At 67.4% G+C, this 19,350-nt stretch carries 17 protein-coding genes; 13 read left to right on the top strand and 4 right to left on the bottom strand.

The features are described from left to right. Positions 1–11: 11 nt before the first annotated feature. The 7 genes from IEW22_RS03575 to ccsB all read left to right on the top strand — a co-directional run bounded on the left by IEW22_RS03575 (position 12) and on the right by ccsB (position 8,275). Positions 12–1,517, top strand: a complete 1,506-nt coding sequence (locus tag IEW22_RS03575) for a PucR family transcriptional regulator (RefSeq protein ID WP_188585207.1) — start codon at positions 12–14, stop codon at positions 1,515–1,517. Positions 1,518–1,832: 315 nt separating this feature from the next. Continuing rightward, entirely contained in the window at positions 1,833–3,212 is a 1,380-nt protein-coding gene (gene hemL / locus IEW22_RS03580) for a glutamate-1-semialdehyde 2,1-aminomutase (RefSeq protein WP_188585264.1), read from the top strand. A 4-nt stretch (positions 3,213–3,216) separates the two neighbouring features. Beyond that, positions 3,217–3,846, top strand: a complete 630-nt coding sequence (locus IEW22_RS03585) for a histidine phosphatase family protein (RefSeq protein ID WP_188585208.1) — start codon at positions 3,217–3,219, stop codon at positions 3,844–3,846. Between the two features lie 108 nt (positions 3,847–3,954). Further along, positions 3,955–4,509, top strand: a complete 555-nt coding sequence (locus tag IEW22_RS03590) for a TlpA disulfide reductase family protein (RefSeq protein ID WP_229742149.1) — start codon at positions 3,955–3,957, stop codon at positions 4,507–4,509. Next, positions 4,506–5,384: a cytochrome c biogenesis CcdA family protein gene (locus tag IEW22_RS03595; protein ID WP_188585210.1), complete on the top strand. Its 879-nt coding sequence runs from the start codon at positions 4,506–4,508 to the stop codon at positions 5,382–5,384. The genes IEW22_RS03590 and IEW22_RS03595 overlap by 4 nt, the downstream gene beginning before the upstream one ends. 24 nt (positions 5,385–5,408) lie before the next feature. Then, positions 5,409–7,241, top strand: a complete 1,833-nt coding sequence (gene resB / locus IEW22_RS03600; RefSeq protein ID WP_188585211.1) for a cytochrome c biogenesis protein ResB — start codon at positions 5,409–5,411, stop codon at positions 7,239–7,241. Between the two features lie 26 nt (positions 7,242–7,267). Next, positions 7,268–8,275: a c-type cytochrome biogenesis protein CcsB gene (gene ccsB, locus IEW22_RS03605; RefSeq protein WP_188585212.1), complete on the top strand. Its 1,008-nt coding sequence runs from the start codon at positions 7,268–7,270 to the stop codon at positions 8,273–8,275. A gap of 149 nt (positions 8,276–8,424) precedes the next feature. Here ccsB and IEW22_RS03610 read toward each other — a convergent pair whose 3' ends face one another. The 3 genes from IEW22_RS03610 to IEW22_RS03620 all read right to left on the bottom strand — a co-directional run bounded on the left by IEW22_RS03610 (position 8,425) and on the right by IEW22_RS03620 (position 10,121). Continuing rightward, positions 8,425–8,856, bottom strand: a complete 432-nt coding sequence (locus IEW22_RS03610; RefSeq protein ID WP_188585213.1) for a helix-turn-helix domain-containing protein — start codon at positions 8,854–8,856, stop codon at positions 8,425–8,427. Between the two features lie 460 nt (positions 8,857–9,316). Continuing rightward, positions 9,317–9,520 (bottom strand): hypothetical protein, encoded by a 204-nt coding sequence (locus IEW22_RS03615; protein WP_188585214.1) that lies wholly within the window; start codon positions 9,518–9,520, stop codon positions 9,317–9,319. Between the two features lie 403 nt (positions 9,521–9,923). Next, on the bottom strand, positions 9,924–10,121 hold the full coding sequence (locus IEW22_RS03620; protein WP_188585265.1) for a BldC family transcriptional regulator: 198 nt from the start codon (positions 10,119–10,121) through the stop codon (positions 9,924–9,926). A gap of 325 nt (positions 10,122–10,446) precedes the next feature. On the opposite strand from IEW22_RS03620, the gene IEW22_RS03625 reads away from it, so the two are divergent. The 4 genes from IEW22_RS03625 to IEW22_RS03640 all read left to right on the top strand — a co-directional run bounded on the left by IEW22_RS03625 (position 10,447) and on the right by IEW22_RS03640 (position 13,722). Beyond that, positions 10,447–10,782 carry a DUF4229 domain-containing protein gene (locus IEW22_RS03625; protein ID WP_229742136.1) on the top strand — a complete coding sequence of 112 codons (336 nt, stop codon included), beginning with the start codon at positions 10,447–10,449 and terminating at the stop codon, positions 10,780–10,782. Beyond that, a complete protein-coding gene (locus IEW22_RS03630; protein ID WP_229742137.1) occupies positions 10,779–11,906 on the top strand; it encodes an L-cysteine desulfhydrase Cds1 in 1,128 nt (375 codons plus the stop codon). Before IEW22_RS03625 ends, IEW22_RS03630 begins: the two co-directional genes overlap by 4 nt. Positions 11,907–12,388: 482 nt before the next feature. Beyond that, positions 12,389–12,628 carry a helix-turn-helix domain-containing protein gene (locus IEW22_RS03635; RefSeq protein ID WP_188585267.1) on the top strand — a complete coding sequence of 80 codons (240 nt, stop codon included), beginning with the start codon at positions 12,389–12,391 and terminating at the stop codon, positions 12,626–12,628. Between the two features lie 131 nt (positions 12,629–12,759). Then, positions 12,760–13,722 carry a Clp protease N-terminal domain-containing protein gene (locus tag IEW22_RS03640; protein WP_188585216.1) on the top strand — a complete coding sequence of 321 codons (963 nt, stop codon included), beginning with the start codon at positions 12,760–12,762 and terminating at the stop codon, positions 13,720–13,722. Between the two features lie 16 nt (positions 13,723–13,738). Here IEW22_RS03640 and IEW22_RS03645 read toward each other — a convergent pair whose 3' ends face one another. Continuing rightward, the gene (locus tag IEW22_RS03645; RefSeq protein ID WP_188585217.1) at positions 13,739–14,623 is read right to left on the bottom strand and encodes a 1,4-dihydroxy-2-naphthoate polyprenyltransferase; all 885 of its coding nucleotides are present in this window, start codon (positions 14,621–14,623) and stop codon (positions 13,739–13,741) included. Positions 14,624–14,756: 133 nt separating this feature from the next. On the opposite strand from IEW22_RS03645, the gene IEW22_RS03650 reads away from it, so the two are divergent. Together IEW22_RS03650 and IEW22_RS03655 are read left to right on the top strand one after the other, a co-directional pair. After that, on the top strand, positions 14,757–18,047 hold the full coding sequence (locus IEW22_RS03650; protein ID WP_188585218.1) for a BTAD domain-containing putative transcriptional regulator: 3,291 nt from the start codon (positions 14,757–14,759) through the stop codon (positions 18,045–18,047). Then, entirely contained in the window at positions 18,044–19,345 is a 1,302-nt protein-coding gene (locus tag IEW22_RS03655; protein ID WP_229742138.1) for an MFS transporter, read from the top strand. Before IEW22_RS03650 ends, IEW22_RS03655 begins: the two co-directional genes overlap by 4 nt. The last annotated feature ends 5 nt before the right edge of the window (positions 19,346–19,350 follow it).

Here is a 19,350-nt window from a genome sequence, read left to right on the forward strand (position 1 = left end):
TATTTGTGCAGGTGACGTCGACTACCGTGCGCTGGCTGCTGGACCGACCGGCATTGGACCTGACGCTGGTCGCCGGGTCGGGTCGTCTCGACGGGGAGATCGACTGCGTGATCACCTCCGAGCTGGCCAGCCCCGGTCAGTGGTTGTCGGGTGGGGAGTTCATGCTCACCACCGGATTGCGACTGCCCGACGGTCGCGCCGAATGCCGTCAATACATCCGGGGGCTCGTCGAATCAGGCGTCGCAGGTGTGGGTTTCGGGGTGGGGCTCTCGCACCCGGAGATCCCCGAGGCACTCGTCGATGCCGCCGAGGAACTGTCGATGCCGCTCGTCCGGGTGCCGCTGCGCGTCCCGTTCGCGGCGATCGCGCGCATCGTGCTCGACCGCATCGCCGAGGTCCGCTACGAACAGTTCGTTCGTGCCTCGCGGACCCAGCCGTCGATGACGCGGGCGATCCTCTCGCGCGGGGTGGAAGGAGTGGTTGCCGAGCTGGCCGTCGCGATCGGTCAGACGGTGATCCTGCTCGACGCGCGCCGCGAACTGGTCGCCGCGCGGCCGGGCGTCCCGGCGCCCGACCTGATGAGCCAGGTGCGCGAATTCGTCGACCATGAACGCCGGTCGGCGGGCGGGGTGCGCATCAGCGCCGATCGTGCGTTCACGATGCAGCGCATCAGCGTGGGCAAGGAGGTGTTCGGCCATCTCGTGGTGACCGGAGCGGAGCCGCTCAGTGACCTCGCCCGCGTGCTCGTGGGTCATGCAGCGTCGCTGCTGACCCTCGAACACGCCAAGCCGACCCAGGTGGTGTTCGATCAGCGCGCCCTCCTCGGGGAGGTACTCGCCGGTGTGCTCGACGGGCTCGCGGCCACCGGCCACGTGGCGTCGATGCTCGCACGGGCGTGCGGTCGGTCGCAGACGGTGCGGGTGGCGGTGTTCGCGTTCACCGACGAACGGGTGGCGCGCAACTCCGTCGCCGAATTGGGTTCGGCGTGTACGGACCTGTGGCGACCGGCGTTCGTGACCCAGCGCGGCAGCCAGGTGGCGGTGTTGCTGCGCGGCGACGACGGCCCGGCGCTGGCCGGGTCGCTGTCGCAGCGGTTGAGCAGGACGGCCGGAGTGGGGGTGGGCCTCGCGGTGCCGATCGCCGAGACGGCCGCGTCCTATGCCGACGCGGCGCTGGTCGCGCGGACGGCTGCACCCGGCGAGGTACTCGACGTGTCGACGAGCCGATCGCTGCTGGCCAACGAACAGATCCGCGCTGGGCTGAGTGCGGCGTACCCGTCGATGCTGGGTGCGCTGCTCGACGACCCGAATGCGACCGAACTGGTCGAGACGTTGCGCGACTACCTCGAGGCCGGCGGGCAGTGGGATCGGGCCGCCAGCGCCGCCGGTGTGCACCGCCACACCCTGCGCAGGCGCGTCGACCGGATCGAGCGACTGCTGTCGGTGGACCTGCGTGACGCCCGCACCCGTGCCGAGCTGCTGCTGGTCCTTCTCGGTCACGACGCGCAGGCGCGATGAGGTCCGGGGTCTGGTCGGTCGTGAACTGGTTGCGCGGACGTGGACTGGTTGCGCGGTCGCGAACTGGTTGCACATGTGAGAACTGGCTGCGTCTGTCTTCGCGCAACCAGTTCTGCTCGACGCAACCAGTGCAATGGTTGCGTGGTTGAGGAGTGGTTGCGTTTGCACCCGCGCAACCAGTTCTGAACCGCACTCCCGAACCCCCGCGCCCCGACGACAAGCCACCGACCATCCGTGAAATCGCAGATCAGCGGACTCCCGAGCACCTCGGACGCGGGTCCCGCGAAACGATTTGGAACACTGGAGCCCGTGACCGTGTCGCACAAACCATCTACATCCCAGTCCGAGGCGCTGTTCGAGCGCGCCACCGGTGTCATCCCCGGCGGTGTGAACTCGCCCGTCCGCGCCTTCGCGGCGGTGGGCGGGACGCCGCGATTCATCGAATCCGCGTCGGGCTACACCCTGACCGACGTCGACAAGAACACCTATGTCGATCTCGTGTCGTCGTGGGGTCCGATGATCCTCGGGCACGCCCACCCGGCCGTGGTGGAAGCCGTGCAGAAGGCCGCGCAGACCGGACTGTCCTTCGGTGCGCCCACCGAGTCGGAGCTGGTCCTCGCCGAGGAGATCATCGCGCGTGTCGATCCGGTGCAGGAGGTTCGGCTGGTCAACTCGGGCACCGAGGCGACCATGTCGGCGATCCGGCTGGCCCGCGGCTTCACCGGTCGACCCAAGATCATCAAGTTCGCCGGCTGCTATCACGGACATTCCGACGCTCTGCTGGCCGCTGCGGGGTCGGGGCTGGCCACCTTCGGTCTCCCGACCAGTCCCGGCGTCACCGGGGCGGCAGCCGCCGACACCATCGTCGTCGACTACAACGACCTCGACGCGGTACGCGCAGCATTCGAGGCCAATCCCGGTGAGATCGCCTGTGTGATCACCGAGGCCGCCGCGGGCAACATGGGCACGGTCGCGCCGCTGCCCGGTTTCAACGCCGGTCTCAAGGAGATCGCCAACAGCCACGGCGCGTTGCTGATCATCGACGAGGTGATGACCGGTTTCCGCGTGAGCCGCGCCGGGTGGTTCGGGCTCGAGCAGGTGCCCGGTGACCTCTACACCTTCGGCAAGGTGATGAGCGGCGGTCTGCCGGCGGCGGCGTTCGGCGGACGCCGCGACGTGATGAGCTACCTCGCACCGGCCGGGCCGGTCTATCAGGCGGGCACGTTGTCGGGTAATCCGGTGGCTGTGGCGGCCGGCATCGCGACCTTGCGTCACGCCGACGCCGACGTCTACGCGGCGCTCGACAACAACGCCGAGCGACTCGGGACGATGATCGGGGAGGCGCTCGACGCCGAGGGTGTGGGTCACCGCGTGGAGTACGCCGGAAACCTGTTGAGTGTGTTCTTCACCTCCGATCCCTCGGCCCCGCTGCTCAACTATGAGCAGGTCAAGGCCACGCAGACCTGGCGATTCGCGCCGTTCTTCCACGCTCTGCTCGACGCCGGTGTGTACGCGCCGCCGTCGGCGTTCGAATCCTGGTTTGTCTCCGCGGCGCTGGACGAGGATGCTTTCGGTGTGATCGGCGACGCCCTGCCGGCGGCCGCGCGGGCCGCAGCCGCGGCACGACCAGCCGAGAGCGAGCCTGTCACGAGTAGGCCGCGGCACCGCCGTGACGAGTCCGGGGAGGTGAGTTAGCGCGATGACGCGCACTGTCGTGCACATGATGCGGCACGGGGAGGTCTACAACCCCGACGGCATCCTCTACGGGCGACTGCCCGGCTTCCGGCTGTCGTCTGACGGTGTGGCACAGGCGAACAAGGTCGCCGACGTGCTGGCTGACCACGACATCACCCACGTGTTCGCCTCGCCGCTGCAGCGTGCGCAGCAGACCGCGACGCCGATCGCCGCCGCCCACGGCCTGACCATCGAGACCGACGACCGTCTCATCGAGGCCGACAACGTCTTCGAGGGTCTTCGCGTATCCGTCGGCGACGGTGCGCTGCGTCGTCCGCGCCACTGGGCGAAGCTGCGCGACCCGTTCACCCCGTCGTGGGGCGAGCCTTACATCCACATCGCCCACCGCATGCTCGCCGCGGCCACCAAGGCGCGCGAGGCTGCTCAGGGACATGAAGCCGTGTGCGTGAGTCATCAACTGCCCGTGTACACGCTGCGACGCTTCCTCGAGGGGCAGCGGCTCTGGCACGATCCGCGCGCCCGGCAGTGCTCGCTGGCCTCGCTGACCAGCCTGCTCTTCGACGGTGACGCACTCGTGGACATCGTGTACTCCGAGCCCGCTGGATCGTCGGATCCGCTGACGACCGGGGCGTGAATGCCGCTCCGATCGCCTACGCACCGTCGCGCTGACACGCCTGCGCCCGCACGCCGACGTCATCACCGTCGGCCTGCGCTCGTGCTGGCGCTGGCGGCCGTCCTGTCGATGGTGCTCGGTGTCACCGCCTGCTCGACCGGTGATGATGCGGTCTCCCAGGGCGACACCTTCCAGTTCGTCTCGCCCAACGGCAAGACCGAGATCTTCTACAACCCGCCCTCCGAGCGTAAGCACATCCGCGATCTCAGCGGTCCAGACCTGTTGACCGGCAACACGATTCACCTGTCGGACTTTGCCGGCAAGGTCGTGGTGATCAATGTGTGGGCCTCGTGGTGCGGACCGTGTCGCACCGAGTCCGACGATCTCGAACAGACCTATGCCGCCACCAAGGATCGCGGGGTGGCGTTCCTGGGTATCGACTTCCGCGACGACAAGGGCAGTGCCCAGGACTTCGTGCGCAATCGCAACGTCGCCTACCCGTCCATCTACGACTACGGCGGCCGGTCGCTGGTCGCGCTGACCACGCCCACGTCGGTGGTCCCCACCACCGTGGTGCTCGACCGCGACCACCGCGCTGCCGCGGTGTTCCTGCGTACCGTCAACTCCGACGAGTTGACCACGCTGGTCCAGGGGCTGGCCGCTGAACAGGAGAATCGGTCGTGAGTACCGTCGCGGTGGCGTCGTCGGTGGGCGAGAGTTTCTCCTCCGCCGCGAGTACCGGTCCGTTGCTGCTCGCGCTCGGCGCCTGCGTGCTGGCGGGACTGGTGTCATTCGCCTCGCCGTGCGTGGTCCCGCTGGTGCCCGGATACCTGTCGTATCTGGCCGGACTGGTCGGCGCCGAGGCGCCCGACATGGCTCGCACCGCCACTGCCACCAGCACCACCACAGCCGGTGCCGACGGCGCGGTCGCGGTGAGCACCCGTCCGCAGCGCCCGTCGATGCCGCCCGGTGCGCGACTGCGTGTCGCCGGTGCGGCACTGCTGTTCGTGCTGGGCTTCACCGTGGTTTTCGTGCTCGCGACGTCGGCGGTGCTGGGTATCACCACCACCTTCATCGTCAGCCACGACCTGCTGCAGCGCATCGGCGGAGTCATCACGATCGTGATGGGTCTCGCGTTCGTCGGGCTGATCCCGGCGCTGCAGCGCGAGGCGCGGTTCCATCCGCGCACCATCTCCAATCTGGTCGGAGCCCCGCTGCTCGGAGCTGTGTTCGCACTGGGGTGGACGCCCTGTCTGGGACCGACGTTGTCGTCGGTGATCGCTGCCGCCTCGTCGACCGAGGGCACCACCGCGGTGCGCGGGGTGGTGCTGATCGTCGCCTACTGCCTGGGTCTGGGACTGCCGTTCATCCTCGTCGCGCTGGGTTCGGCCTGGATGATGCAGGCATTCGGCTGGATCCGCCGCCACGCCAGGGCGATTCAGATCGCCGGCGGCGTGCTGATGCTCGCCGTGGGCATCCTGCTCGTCAGCGGGCAGTGGGACCACTTCGTGTGGTGGGTCCGCGATCTGTTCGTCTCCAATGCCACCACCCCGATCTAGAGTTCTGATTCGAGTCGCACAACCATGACCGACCTTGACGTCAAGCCGCCGCAGCAGACACCGCCGCCCCGACCCGCGAAGCCGCATGTGCTGATCCGCCGGGTGTGGTGGCCGGTCCGCAATCTGTGGCGATCGCTCACCGCGATGCGCACGGCGCTGGCGTTGCTGTTCCTGCTGGCCCTGGCCGCCGTCCCCGGGGCGCTGTTACCCCAGCGCGAGCTGAACGAGGCCAAGACCGCCAAGTACATCGCCGATCACGGCCTCGTCGGGCGCATCCTGGACCGGCTGCAGTTCTTCGAGGTGTTCTCCAGTGTCTGGTTCACCGCGATCTACGTGCTGCTGTTCGTCTCGCTGGTGGGCTGCCTGACCCCGCGCATGATCGAACAGGCGCGCACGCTGCGGGCCAGGCCGGTGCGCGCACCGCGCCGTTTCGACCGGCTGCCCCGCCACGTCCGTTACGACGATTCCGACGCAGACCCGATCGCGCTCGGCGAGCAGGTGATGAGCCGGTTGCGCGGGTGGCGCAAGGCGATGCGGGTCACGCTCGTGGGATCCACCGGCACCGAGACATTCGAGGTGGGCGCCGACGGCCTCACCGACGAGCAGCGTGCGAATGTCGCCGCCGCCGACTCGGTGACCGTCGAGGTCTCGGCCGAGAAGGGCTACCTCCGCGAGTTCGGCAATCTGCTGTTCCACTTCGCCCTGCTCGGGCTGCTCGTGGCGATCGCCGTGGGCAAGGTCTACGGGTACGAGGGCACCCGCATCGTGGTCGCCGACGGGACACAGCCCTTCTGCAACACCTCCACGGCCGTCTACGACTCGTTTCGCGGAGGTGGGCTGGTCGACGGGACCGACCTCACCCCGTTCTGCGTGAACGTCCAGAGCTTCGACGCGACCTACCTGCCCAGCGGCCAGCCCGATATGTACACCGCACGGGTGCACTACCAGAAGGCCTCTCAGCTCGACTCGCAGAATTACGAGGACGCCACCATCAAGGTCAACCACCCGCTGCGCACCGAGGGCGACCGGGTGTACGTGCTGGGCAACGGGTTCGCCCCGACGTTCACGGTGACCTTCCCCAACGGCGAGTCGCGGACCCAGACCGTACCGTTCCGTCCCGACGAGCTGTCGATTATGCTGTCCTCGGGTGCGGTGCGGTTCGACACCCCGGCGGGTCTGTACCCGAACCCCGACGAGCGTCGCAAACATCAGGTCGCGCTGGAGGGGTTGTTCGCACCGACGGCCACACTGCAGGGCACCTTGCTCAGCTCGGCATTCCCCGAGCCGCGTAATCCGGCGGTGGCGATCGACATCTATCAGGGCGACACCGGTCTGGACACCGGCGCACCGCAGAACGTCTACGAGCTCGACCGCGACATGATCAACCAGGGGCGGTTGCTCAAGAAGGATCGCGTGAACCTCGGTGTGGGTCAGCAGTCGAAGCTCCCCGACGGGACCACCGTGCGGTTCGACGGTTACCAGCGCTGGGTGTCGCTGCAGGTCTCGCACAACCCGGCGCAGGAATGGGTGCTGATCAGCGCCATCGCGATGCTGGTCGGACTGTTGATCTCGCTGCTCATCAAGCGCCGGCGCGTGTGGGCACGGATCAGCGGCCCGGTGCCGGAATCGGCCGGGGACCAGGTGCCGGAATCGGCTGACGACCAGGGGCCGAAATCGGCCGGGGACTCGGCACCGGCAGCGCAACGACATACAGTAGTAGAGCTGGCCGGGTTGGCCAGGACTGATCAGGCCGGATGGGGAGAGGGCTTCCCCAAGTTCGCCGCCGGTCTCGTCGGACGTGACGAGGCGGCCACAGATGCTCAACCGGGCGTGTCCGAGCGGGCCCGGAACAACTGATCGGATCGGGAAGGAACACGGGGTACATGGACGTCAACGAGAACCTGTCACGCTTCTCCGACCTGTCATTCGGCACCGCGCTGACGATCTACGTGATCGCGATGGTGCTTCTGCTGTGGTCGCTCGCCTCGGCGCGGACCCGCACCTCCGTGGTGACGCAGAAGGCCGAACTGGTCGGCGCCGGGGCGTCGTCGGGTGGTTCGACGTCGATCACCAGCGCGCCGCCCGCCGACACCCGCGTACCCGGGCGCGTCGTGGACACCACCGTGCGCGTCTCCCGCGGCGAGAAGCTGGCCAAGATGGGTTATGCGGTGCTGATCGTCGGCGCGATCGCCCACGTCGCCTCGATCGTGCTCCGCGGGTTCGCCACCCACCGCGCGCCGTGGGGCAACATGTACGAGTTCATCTCGATCACCTGCGCTGCAGGCGTGATCGCAGGTCTGATCGTGCTGCGCCGCCCCGAGCAGCGGCCGCTGCTGTCGTTCGTGCTGGTGCCGGTGGCCCTGCTGATGTTCTTCGGTGGCGAATACCTCTACACCCAGGCCGCGCCGGTGGTGCCCGCGCTGAAGTCGTACTGGCTGGCCATCCACGTGTCGATCGTGTCGATCGGCTCGGGTGTGTTCCTGGTGTCCGGGGTGGCCAGTGCGTTGTACCTGATCAAGCGCAAGTACCCCGACGCCTCCGACAGTGACTCGGTCTGGGGTCGCATCCTGTCGCGTGTGCCCTCGGCCGAGGCGCTCGATCGGCTCGCCTACCGCACCGTGGTCTTCGCCTTCCCGCTGTTCGGTCTCGGCGTGATCTGCGGCGCCATCTGGGCCGAGTCGGCGTGGGGCCGGTTCTGGGGATGGGACCCCAAGGAAACGGTGTCGTTCATCGCCTGGATCATCTACGCCGCCTACCTGCATGCCCGCGCGACGGCCGGCTGGCGTCAGGCCGCCGCCTGGATCAACATCGCCGGCTTCGTGGCGATGCTGTTCAACCTGTTCATCATCAACCTGGTGGTCTCGGGCCTGCACTCCTACGCCGGGCTCTGACCCGCTGGTTCATCGCCTGCACGTGCAGGGCGATGGCAAAAAACATCCCCGTGAGCGGAGCGGAGGGCACTATGCCCTCGGCGGCCCTCACGGGGATGATTTTTGCCACGGCGAATCGGCCACGGCCGACAAGCGAGGCCGGTGTGGGATCAGCCGGCGTCGGACTCGCGCTCTGATTGTTGCTTCTTGACCACCTTGAGCAGTTCGATCACCACGTCGATGGTCTCCGGTGAGATCGACTCGTGTCGAAACGCCGAGAGATGGGCACCGGTCTCGGCGGCCAGTGCGACGTACTCCCGCTGCTGTTCGACGCGCTTGAGATCCTCGTCCGGATCGCTCAGGAAATAGGTGACGCTGATGCCGAAGGCGCGTGCGATCGCCTCGACAGTCCTGAACGACGGCGTCTTGGCCTTGCCGGTACGCAGCTGAGAGATGTAGGCATCGCTGAGCGTGTAGCCGAGTTCATTCGCGCGTTGCGCGATCTTCTTGCCCGTGTAGGGCACGCCGTTCTCGTCGCGCACCGTATCGAACAGTTCATTGATGCGTTCGGCGAACGACTTGGATTCCTCAACCTCATGCATGAGACAAACGCTCCCCGATGTGTTTGCTGACCAACCCGTGCTTCAGTGCGACCTCGTCTGTGCAGTGCTGCTTCCACCCGCAGTGGCCGTGACATCGTTCGATGCGCACCGAGTGACTGTGCGACACCAACGCGCTGCACTCTGAACGCGCTTCTGATCCAGCCTGCGCCCGACATCACACCGGGCTCGGCCCGTCGAGTGATACTCGGCACAAATGTTTGCGGTCCTTAATAGCGTACACCTGTACGCAAAGCACGCAAAACGAAAGCCGACCCCTGTTCTCCCTGCGTGTCACCAGGAAAACAGCATTTCCCCTGGTCAGCGCACTATCGAAAGTGTGGGAGCTGTCGAACGAACGCTCGACATAAAGCGCCGTCACTTAGAATCGCAAAATTCGGACATACTGAACCGAGATGAGGATTACCTGGCGTTCCGGGGGTGTGGGCAGTCTTTGCGGTGGTCACTCGTCGTGGTGTGAGTCGCCGCGACCGTCGAGGCCGGCGAGGAACTCGGGATCGTCATCAGGGCCGATCGGTCCCGATGACCGGCGCTGCGGGGTCCGCGCATGCTCGCGGCGGTGGGACTCCTCGCTCTGGGGGCCGAATGCGCGCCACAGCAGGTAGGCGAGTGCCATCACGCCGAGCAAAGCCAAGGGCAGTGCCATGTCCCTCCTCCGGGTCGTTCGCCGGTCTCCGCCTGCCGCCCCACCGTCCGTTGCCGATGCCGCCGATGGCGGAGGCTCGATGCCGCCAATGGCGGAGGCTGCTGACGCGGATGCGAACACCACACGACGTGCATGTCAGGTTACGCGGTCCGACGCCGACAGGCGCTTCGAGACGAGCGAGTCGTGTCGGCTGAAATCGCCTGTGGCGCCGATGAGTCCACCATCGCGGCTCGGAGTCCGATGGCTGCGGGCCCCTGGATGCCGGAAGGCCGGTTCACCTGTGACGGTGAACCGGCCATCCGGAGCAGAGTAAAACGATGAAGATCAGTGTGTCCGCATCACGTCGATCGACATGACATCGGCGTGGGGTGCAGACGTCACCCGACCTGTCAGATCACACCACTCACTCGTCGACGCGACGGTTGAGCAGTGCAACCACATCGGCCTCGCGGAAGCGACGATGGCCTCCGGGAGTGCGGATCGCGCCGAGGATTCCCGAACTGGCCCAGCGGGCCACGGTCTTCGGGTTGACGTTGAACATCGCGGCCACCTGGCCGGGTGTCAGCGTGTGCTGGCTGGCAGCGCGCGGCGTGATGTGCATGGGAACCGGTGCGGCTCCAGGAATCTGGCCCAGAGCAGCAGGGGAAGTCGGAACGGACGGTGTCGTGGTGAAGCCAGTGGTCGGTTCGATCGCGGTCATTTCTTCTCCTCTGTTGACCCCGTGGGGTGGGTCAAGTCGAGATGTGAAGAACTGGCATCTGCTTGTACCGAGTTCTCGTTCGGAAAATGCCCCTGCACTATGAATACACCGATTTGTTGGATTGCACGACCCAAACAGCATAGAAAAAATTCCCCAAAGTCCGCTTAGCCGACCGTCTAGGTGGCGTGTCAGGCTTGACGTTCCGCGCACAGTAAGGTTGACCACCGTGAACGAGACCAACGAACCACGACCGGGTGCCGGACGCCGACTGGCGGTGAACCTGCTGGTCTACACCGTGATCCGACTGGGTCTGGTGGTTGTGGTCGCGGCACTGATCATGGGGATCGGAGCGCTGGCCGGGGTCACCGTGCCACTGCTGGTGGCCGCCGTGTTCGGTGTGCTGATCGCATTGCCGCTGGGCATGCTCGCATTCCGTCGCCAGCGCAACGCGGTGAACGAGTCCATCGCCGAGGTCGACACCGCCCGACGCAACCGTCGCGCTGATCTGGAGGCGCGGATGCGCGGCGCCGGCCGGAGCCCGAATGGCTCGGGCCGCCGGTGACCACCGCGGTGACCTCGGTCGACCACCGCTCCTCGCGGCGATGGGTCGAGGGCGCCATCGCGCTGATCGAGGCAGACAGTCGTCGCAGCGCCGACACCCATCTGCTTCGATTCCCGTTGGGCGACTGGGCCTCCTGGGTTGACGAGAACGGCTGCGGGCAGGGCGTCGCGCTGTACCTCAAGGATGAGTCGACGCACCCGACCGGATCTCTCAAGCACCGACTCGCACGGTCGTTGTTCCTCTATGCCCTGTGCAACGGATGGATCACCGAGAGCACGCCGGTGATCGAGGCGTCGTCGGGATCGACGGCGGTGTCGGAGGCCTACTTCGCGAAACTGATCGGGGTGCCGTTCGTCGCGGTGATGACCGAGTCGACCTCGTCGGAGAAGATTCGCCTGATCGAACGACAGGGCGGACGCTGTCATTTCGTGCACCGGGCCGCTGAGGTGTACGACGAGGCGCGCCGGCTCGCCGATGAGATGGGTGGACACTTCATCGACCAGTTCACGATGGCCGAGCGCGCCACCGACTGGCGCGGTAACAACAACATCGCCGAGTCGATCTTCGACCAGCTCGGTTCCGAGCAGTATCCCGTGCCCACTTGGGTGGTGGTGGGTGCCGGGACCGGCGGTACGTCGGCCACGATCGGCCGGTACGTGCGCTATCGCGGACATCCCACGTGGGTCTGCGTGGTGGATCCGGAGAACTCGGTGTTCTTCGACGCCTATCGCACCGGCGACGGCGACATCACCGGCCCCGCCGACATGTCCTCGAGAATCGAGGGTATCGGGCGACCGCGCGTGGAGCCGTCGTTCGTCTCGCAGGTCATCGACCGCATGATCGCGGTTCCCGACGCGGAGTCGATCGCCGCCACTCGATATGTCAGCGACGTGCTCGATCGCCGCGTCGGTGGGTCGACAGGCACCAACATGGTCGGCGTGTTCACGCTGATCTCGGAGATGGTGGCCGCGCGGACGCCGGGAAGTGTGGTGACGCTGTTGTGTGACGACGGCGCGCGCTATGCGAACACCTACTTCGACGACGCATGGATTTCGCAGGCCGGACTGGATCTCACGTCGGCCGGCGAACGCATCGAGCGGTTCTTCCGGACCGGCGCCTACTGATCGCGCTCGATCGCGCCGATCACCTCTGCCCAGGATTCGCGCGGCGAGTCTGTGGCGTCACGACCCCCGGCGTCGTTCGCGCTAGCGAGCGCGAGACGAGCCGGTGGTCGCGACGTGAGGGGTTGTGGTCGTGTACCGAGGGGCACGGCACCCGACCGGGATGCGGCTTTACTGCCACAAACTTCACCTTTGCGGCAACCGGTAACGATGCACAGCCCCCGTGTGTCTCGAATTGAGCTCCAATGAATAACGGAGTGATAACGCTGGACGATCTCCGCATTGTAGCCGCGGCTCAAACGGGTTCTTGCTTGAGTAGAAGTGAGTAGATACGGGTCGAGGCGGAGATTTCCATCAGTCGCACGTCAACATTTATTGACACACACCTGATGTCAACCTAACCTGACAACGTGCCCCAGAACGACGACGCCCGCCAACGCGACAGTGCAGCCGAGGAGGAGTCGAGCATCGACAGCAGTGCCGACATGAACGGCTCGACCGACTGTGGTGATCTGACCGATGCCGCCGCCAGTAGCGACCCGGCAACCGGCCTCGCCGCCGTGCGCGCACTGCGCACCCTGGCCGACCGACTCGAAGAAGTACAGGTGGCCAACGCCCGCGAGCGGGGATGGAGTTGGCAGACCATTGCCGACGTCCTGCAGATCAGCAGGCAGGCGGTTCATCAGAAGTACGGGAGCACACAGACACGTCCACCGCGCTCCTGAGCGCGTGACGTGCAGGTCGCGCCGGCGAGACCGCCGGGCGGCATCGACGCGGACGCATGCGTCCGCCCACAGACCACATCCCGCGGCGCGGGTCGATGACAGGCCCGCCCGCCCACACATTGGAGACACCCATGTTCGGTCCACATATGTCGCGTGACAACGCGATGACCATGGCATTCGCCTATCAAGAAGCCTCCGAGCTCGGCGCCGGAAGCGGCGAGCTGGGAAATGACCATCTACTGCTCGGCATGCTCTGCAACGCCAGGGCACCGATCTTCTCGACGCTCACCGCGCAGGGACTGACGCTGCAGGCAGCGCGTGCGGCCGCGCGGGAGTACCGCGCCGGCGACGACGCCACGAAAGCCGACGAGGCCGCCGCGGCCGCGGCCCGCGAGCAGCAGCGCACCGAGGAGCGCGAGCGTGTCGACGAGGACCGTGCGGCCCTCGCGGCGATCGGCATCGACCTCGACAAGGTCAAGGCCGCGGTCCAGGCACGCTTCGGTGATGACATCACCGAGGGGTGGACCATGCGCCCGACCGACCGTCGCCGTGAGCGGGACGCCCGCGAACACGGCCGACGTGACCATCACGAGCATGGCCGCGGTCGACGCGGCCACCACCCGCGCGGCGCCGACGCCGACGGACCACTCGAGCGCGGTCCGCATGGTCGCGGACCCCGGGCGGACGAGCGCTTCTTCGAGCGCCCCGACTTCGCAGCGTTCGCAGGTCCGGGTTTCGCGGGCCCGGGTTTCGCAGGTCCGGGCGGGTTCGATCCGGCCTCGGGCTTTCCCGGTGATCCCGACGAGGGCCCACGGCGCGGCGGTGGCCGGGGTCGCCGCGGACCCCGGCGCGGACCCTTCGGTCGCCCGCGCTTCAGTGCCGATTCGAAGGCCGCCTTCGCCTACGCCGTCGAGTACGCCCGTGCCGACGGCGAGGAGTTGACCGCAGAGCACGTGCTGCGCGGAATCCTCAAGGTCGGCGATGACGCGTCGCGCGCTGTCATCTCCTCGGCGACCAGCCCCGAGGCGCTGCTCGCCGCGATCCGCAACGAAGAATCAACCGACTCTCCCGACCAGTCGCCCGAGCAGGAGTGATCCTCGAGCGCCGGGATCAGCCGATCGCGAGGCCGATCGCGGTGGTGATGGCCCATGCGAGCATCGCCATCCCGGTCAGGCCGAGCGTGGGGATCAGCGCCGGACCGCCGGCGCCGCTGCGCACGGGGACGCCTGCCCGCCATGCGAGTGGAGCGGCGAACAGCCCCAGCAGTGCCCACTGTGTTGCGCCGATCAGCGCCAGCGTCATCACGGTGGGGATCACCGTGAGCGCGGTGTAGAGAACGCGGGTGCGGTGATCGCCGAGTCGTACCGGGAGGGTGATCTTGCCCGACAGTTCGTCGGTGGGGATGTCTCGCAGGTTGTTGGCGACCAGCACGGCCGACGAGTACGACCCGATCGCGATGCCGCACAGCAGGCCGACCCAGCTGATCGCGCCGCGCTGTACGAACTCGGTACCCATCACCGCGATGAGTCCGAAGAACACGAACACCGCGATCTCGCCGAGTCCGGCATAGCCGTAGGGTCGTGCGCCACCGGTGTAGAACCAGGCGCCGGCGATGCAGACGAGCCCGACGAGGATCAGCCACCACGCCGAGGTGATCGCCAGCACGAGACCGCAGACCGCGGCGATCCCGAAGCAGGCGAAGGCGGCTCGTTTGACCGCACCGGGGGAGGCGAGCCTCGACCCGACCAGCCGCACCGGACCGACTCGATCGTCATCGGTGCCCCGGATGCCGTCGGAGTAGTCGTTGGCGAAGTTCACGCCGATGATCAGCGCCATCGACACCACCAGGGCGAGGATCGCCTTCCACCACACCACCTGGTCGTAGTAGGCGGCCACACCGGTTCCGGCGACCACCGGCGCGATCGCGTTGGGCAGGGTGCGCGGGCGCGCACCCTCGAGCCACTGTGCCGGCGTCGCGTGCATTTGCGAGGACATGGCTCAATACTCGCGCACTACTGTTGGGATCGGCCCGGGGGCATCGGTTCCTAACCTTGTCCGCGTCGGTGCAGGGCGTGAGTGCAGGGGGACACCAGGATGATGAGAGGGTCCAGGATGATGAGAGGGTGCAGTGCAACATCGCAGTGTCGGGTCGATCGTCGTCGGACTGCTCGGTCCGGTCGCGACCCGTCGGTCCGAGGCGACCGATGATGCTGACGAGTCCGCGCTGGTGCCGGTGTCGGGTACCCGCTCACGGCGATTGCTCGCCGCGCTGGCGTTGGAACCCGGCGTACACGTCTCGGCCCACACGCTCATCGACCTCGTCTGGGATGGGCAGGCGCCGCGCTCGCCCGTCGCCGCACTGCACACCCAGATCTCGCGGCTGCGCGGTGTGCTGCCCGCCGGTGCGATCGAATCCGGTGCCAACGGCTACCGGCTGACGCTGCGCGACGATCAGATCGACATCGGCTGCGCACGGCGGCTCATCGACAGTGGTGAGCGCAGTGGGCTCGACGCCGCGGCCGCGTTGTGGCGTGGACTGCCCGGCGCCGATCTCGGCGACGATCAGCTTGCCCGGTCGGTGGCCGCCGAGAGTGGTGCGGTCCGACGCCGGCTCGACGAGGCGAGAATTCGTGCTGCCCTGGAGTCGAAGGACCCCGATTCGGCCCGCGATATTGCCGAATCGCTGGTCGCCGCAGATGAACTCGACGAGGTCGCCGCGGCATTGCTCATGCAGACTCTGGCAGCGCAGGGCCGGGTCCCCGAGGCGCTGGCGGTCTACACCCGCCTGCGCCTTGCACTCTCACGTGAACTCGGTGCCGATCCGGGTGCCGATGTCACCTCGCTGCATCGTCGACTGCTCGCCGATGCCGATGCCGATGCCGAGGATGGGCGTGGACCCGGCGCGACGGTTCCCCGGCGGTCGGTGTCGATCGGCCTTCGCTCCGAACCCAATGCGCTGATCGGTCGCGATGACGATCTCGACCGCATCGAGGAGATGCTCTCGACCTCGCGGGTGGTCACCATCCAGGGCACCGGCGGTGCTGGAAAGACGCGCGTGGCCAATGCGGTCGGTCATCGCATGAGTGAGCAGTTCCCGCGGGTGGTCAGTGTGCCACTCGCGTCTGTGCGCGCCGATGCCGACGTGATCGGTTCGGTCGCTTCGACTCTCGGCATCTCTGACACTGATCTCAGTGCCGGCGGCCGGCCGCGGCTGATCGTCGACGACCTCACTCTGCGCGTTGCCGAGACGCTGGCGACGCGGCGCACCCTGCTGATTCTCGACAACTGTGAGCAGGTGATCGATGCGTGCGCGACGCTCGTCGACACGCTCGTCGGGGCGGTCGAGGACCTGACGGTGCTGGCCACCAGTCGGTCGCCACTGATGATCGCCGCCGAACGCATCTATCCGCTGCCGCCGTTGGACACTGACAGCCCTGATGCGGCCGGGCCGAGACTGTTCGCCGCCCGTGCCCGTGCGATCCGCCCCGGGGTGGCACTCGATCCCGGACAAGTGAGTCGATTGTGTGCGCAGCTCGACGGGTTGCCGCTGGCGATCGAACTCGCCGCTGCACGCGTGCGCACCATGAGCGTCGGGGAGATCTCCGAACGACTGGAGCACCGATTCGCGCTGTTGCGCAGCAACGATCGGTCATCACCGGAACGGCATCGCACGCTCACCGCGGTCATCGAATGGAGCTGGGAGCTCCTCGATCCCGCCGCGCAGCGCGTGTGGACGGCGTTGTGTCTGCTGCCGGGCGGTTTCGACCTCCGCCTGGCCCGCGCGGTGTCCGGGATGGACGACATCGAGCTCGAGGACGCTCTCGGTGCGCTGGTCGACCAGTCGTTGCTCACCGTGGTCGAATCCGACGGGCACATCCGCTACCGGATGCTGGAGATGGTGCGCGAATACGGTGAACTGCGTCTGGACGCCGCAGGTGGCCGCGACGCGGTAGAGCATCGCATGGCGTTGTGGGCCATCGCCTTCTGCGACGAGATCCGTGCGCAGAACGAGAACGGTCAGCAGCGCACGGCGCTGTCGCGGATGACTGCGGAGGTCGGGAACCTGGTGTGGTCGGTGCGTACGTCGATGGCCGGTGCAGCGGTCGACGGGCTCGGGCGCGACGTGATCATCCACTGCTTCCCGGTGCTCGCGGTGTACTGGTCGGCGCGCGGTATGCACGCCGAGGTGCGGGCGTGGGCTGTGCCGGTGATCAGCGCACTGGCCGATCGGTGGGCGGGCGGCGATGATCGCCTCACCGACGACGAACGAGTGCTGACGATGGTGAGCGTCCTGTTCGCCGCCGGTCACATCATGGTCATTCCGCCCGTCGACCTGCGACTGGTCGCGAGGGCGCGGATCATGTTGCGGCAGTTGCATCGTCCCGATCAGACATACGCCAACGAGGCGGACTTCGTCACCGCCGTCGCGCTGGGCTTCGGCCAATCACGTTATGGCACTTTCCGTCTCATCGTGCGCGCGCATACCTCGTCCAATCCGCTGGTCCGCGGACATGCGGCGATGATGAAGAGCAATGCCGCGGAAAATCTCGGGAACATCCGCGGAGCGTTGCGATATGCCCGTGAGGCGCTGGAGATCTCGCGTATTTCCGGTCAGCAGTGGACCGAGGCGATGGCGCTGTCGGAGATCGGCGGTGCCTCCGGGTCGGTCGGGAGATTCGACGACGCCGTGGTGAACTACCGTCGGGCCGCCGCACTGATGCTCGAGATTGGCGCCATCGAGGATGCCCTGCAGATGCGACTCTACGAGGTGCTCGCATTGCTGTCGGCTGGACATCACGACCTGGCGAGCACGCAGTTCCAGGCTTTTCGCGACTCCGACGTCGACGACAAGGCTGCCGCCGATCAGCCCGAGGTGGTTGCGGCCGCCGAACTCTGCGTCGCCGAGATCGCCCGCATCGACGGCGATCATGACAGGGCCGCAACGCTGTTCGAGCGGATGGCCGTCAAACTCTACGCCGAGCACCCGATGCCCGAACGCGATCCGACCGTGGTCTTCTTCATCGCCGATGCGATCTGTGGGCTGGTGCTGACCGGACGCATCTCTGCCGCCGCGGTGCTGGCACGCCGTGCGGCGGCCACGGTCCGGGCGTTGTTCGACTCGGCGATGTTCTTCGACTACCCGCAGGCCGGATCGACGGCGATCGCGGTCGGAGTGACGTCCGAATGCGTCGAACCCGGCTCTGTTGACGCCGCACGACTGATGCTCCTGGGTCTGCGGGTCCGGCCTCGACGTGACATGCCGTCGGTGAACGCTGTGGTGTCGGATCTGCGCGCGCACAGCGCTGTCGACGATGCCACGTGGGCCGATCTGTCGGCCCGTGTGCAGGCATTGTCGATGCGTGCCGCGCTGGGGGAGTTGCTCGATCGGCTCGCCGTGGTCGATACCGTGGGGTTGTGACGCAGCGGACCTCCACACCACGTGAGTCGGCGGCCACGGCGGCCTTGTTCGTCGCGGTACTCGCCGTGCTCCTCACCACCGGCTGGTCGGCCAACCATTTCGCGGCGGTGTTGCCGGTACTCACCTCCGACGAGCACCTCTCCGAAACCTTCGCGACCGTCGTCTTCGGCGTCTATGCGATCGGCTTGCTCCCCGGACTGTTCGGCGGCGGCGCGCTGTCAGACCGATACGGCCGGGCGGCGGTCGCGCTGCCGGGGGCCGTCTGCGCCTTCCTCGGCTCGCGCATCCTGGCGTTCTGGGAGACCGAATCCGGACTCGTCGTCGGGCGGCTGGTGGTGGGTGTGGGTGCCGGGCTCGCGATCGGCACGTGCACCGCCTGGGCCGCCGATCTGCGGGGTCCGCGCGGCACCGTACTCGCTGGCGTCTTCCTCACCCTGGGATTCGGTCTCGGGCCGGTCGTCTCGGGTATGATCGAACAGATTCCCGCTGTGACACAGTCGATCCCGTTTCTCACCTCGGCGGTGCTGTCGGCGGTGGCCATCACGACCGCGGTGGTGCTGACCCTCGCCGGGCGGCCGCGGTCATCGTCGTCGACCGCAGGGTCGAACGGTCCGCTCCCTGCAGGTGCGCCCCCCGCAGGTGCGCCCCCTGCCGGTCCGCTCCCTGCCGGTCCGGCCTCAGCCGAGACATTCGCCTCAGTGCGCCCCGTCGAGGAGGTGCGTTCAGCCGCGAGTGCGCTGGGATGGGCGTTGCCGCTGGCGCCGTGGGTGTTCGCGACGGTGACCGTGGCATTCGTGTTCATGCCGTCGAGACTGCACGCGGGCGCCGACAAGGCGCTGTGGGCCGGGATCGCCGCCGGAGTGGCATTGGGCACCGGGATCGTGGTGCAGACGCTGGCGCGCGGTCGAGGGTGGGGCCCGAGGACGGGAGTGATCGGGCTGGTTGTGGCCGCTGTCGGTTTCGTGGTCGTCGGTCTGTCGCCGCGGCCCTATCCGGAGTGGCTGCTGGTGGTGTGCGCGATGCTGCTCGGTGGCGCATACGGCCTATGTCTGCGAGAGGGACTGCTCGATCTCGAATCGTTGGCGCCGCAGGCGGTTCGAGGAACCCTGACCGGGGTGTTCTACGTCGGCACCTATGTCGGGTTCGTGCTCCCGCTCGTCCTCGTCTCACTCGACGGGGTGACCGGTGTCGGTGTGCCGCTGGTGATCTTGGCCGTGGTCGCCCTGCTCATCGCGACCCTGCGCCACCTGCGGCTGCGCCCACCGACACCGCACCCTCGTGCTGCGCGCCCGCGGTGAGGACC

The organism is Gordonia jinhuaensis (assembly GCF_014639795.1).
In the GTDB taxonomy this organism is placed as follows: Bacteria; Actinomycetota; Actinomycetes; order Mycobacteriales; family Mycobacteriaceae; genus Gordonia_B; species Gordonia_B jinhuaensis.